The organism is Pseudomonas sp. BF-B-26, from assembly GCF_019956495.1.
In the GTDB taxonomy this organism is placed as follows: Bacteria; Pseudomonadota; Gammaproteobacteria; order Pseudomonadales; family Pseudomonadaceae; genus Aquipseudomonas.
Genome location: NZ_JAHBDP010000050.1, coordinates 1 through 1402 on the forward strand (window position 1 = coordinate 1; position 1402 = coordinate 1402).

Below are 1402 nucleotides of genomic sequence, written 5' to 3' on the forward strand. Positions count from 1 at the left end.
GGATCAGGGCGGGAAGATTGTTATTGCAGGCACACCGCAGAAAGTGGCTAAAAGCAAAAAGAGCCGGACGGCGCCGTTTTTGGCCAGAGTTCTTGGCTCGGCTTGAATTCGTGGTGTTCTTGCGGTCCTCATCGCGGGCAAGCCCGCTCCCACATGATTTGTGAACGACTCGGTTCCTGTGGGGGCGGGCTTGCCCGCGATGAGGACCGCAAAGGACTCGACAAGGTTATTTGTCTGGGTGAGCAGCCTGGAGCTTTTTCGCCATTTGCAGATGCTTCTCCAGCGTCGGCAGCATTTTTTGCGCGAAACCTTTGAGCTCCGTGGCGCCTTTGCTTCTGTCGTCCGTCATGGTGTTGGCTTCTTTCTTGAACAGCGAAAGGGTGTCTTCATGGGCCTTCACCTGATTGTTGGCGTAGGCCGCATCGAAAGATTCATCGCGCAAGTCGAGGATTTTCTCTTTCGCTTGTTTGACCAGCGTCGTGCTGTCCGGCACCTTGATGTCATGCTTTTTCGCCAGCGCCGCCAGTTCATCGTTGGCCTTGGAATGGTCGGTGATCATCATGTTGGCGAATGCCTTGATGTCCGCCGATGAGCTTTTTTCCAGGGCCAATCGGCTCGTTTCGACTTCCGCGATACCGCCCGCGGCCGCGCTGTCGACGAAGTCTTTGGAAGTGGCAGCGAGCGCCGTGCCCATGCTGGTGCTCAAGGCAACAGCCAAACTGAGGTGGCGCAGGGTAAATCCGTCCATTGGTTATTCTCCACACAGGTTTTCATGGGCGATCGAGTGATCGTTAACGTGTGGAGGCCGACGAGCGGGCAAAGGTTTTATTGCGTTTGCGGCAGAGCGACGAACGGGCACCGCTGGTCTGATAGGCGGTCGACAGAACCAGCTAACCGAGGCCATTCTGGTACTTGGTGAACGCCATTGATCGCGTTTGCCTCCGATCAACAAACGGAGGTGTTCCATGCCGGTGCCACACAACCTTTATCATGATCTCAATCAATCAAAGGAAGACATCCAGCAAAAACGCACCAAGGATCCGTTACTGGATTCACTGATCAACAAGTATTCTCAGGTGGACGCCGAGGTCGTAAAGGCTGAATCCGCCCAATCGGATGCGCCCAGCGATGACGCATTGAAGAAACTCAAGGAGAAGCGCGTGCAGGTTAAGCAAAAGATCGTTGATCGGCTCCAGATGCCGTCCTGACGCGTTCTGTCTGGTCACCGACGATCGGTGATTGAAAAATTGGAACGGTGATAAATACCGGCACCTCGAATGTTCAGAGTCCGAATTGACGGCTCCATGCGAGGTGCCCCATGAATCCAAAATTCCCCAGCGAAGAGCAGGGCGGCTACGATCCCATCCCATCCCGACCCATCCCGAACCCCTGAGTCCAGGAC

Annotated in this window: 2 protein-coding genes; one reads left to right on the plus strand and one right to left on the minus strand. The window is 55.1% G+C overall.

Annotated features, from left to right (window positions below):
* Positions 1 to 226 precede the first annotated feature (226 nt).
* Positions 227 to 748: a DUF4142 domain-containing protein gene (locus KGB03_RS03715; protein WP_223526374.1), complete on the minus strand. Its 522-nt coding sequence runs from the start codon at positions 746 to 748 to the stop codon at positions 227 to 229.
* Between the two features lie 217 nt (positions 749 to 965).
* Between KGB03_RS03715 and KGB03_RS03720 the strand changes: the two genes are divergently transcribed.
* The gene (locus KGB03_RS03720) at positions 966 to 1208 is read left to right on the plus strand and encodes a DUF465 domain-containing protein (protein ID WP_223526375.1); all 243 of its coding nucleotides are present in this window, start codon (positions 966 to 968) and stop codon (positions 1206 to 1208) included.
* Positions 1209 to 1402: the final 194 nt, after the last annotated feature.

Coding starts and splice junctions, on each gene's coding strand:
- KGB03_RS03715 (WP_223526374.1), bottom strand. CDS start 748: ATGGACGGATTTACCCTGCGCCACCTCAGTTTGGCTGTTGCCTTGAGC.
- KGB03_RS03720 (WP_223526375.1), top strand. CDS start 966: ATGCCGGTGCCACACAACCTTTATCATGATCTCAATCAATCAAAGGAA.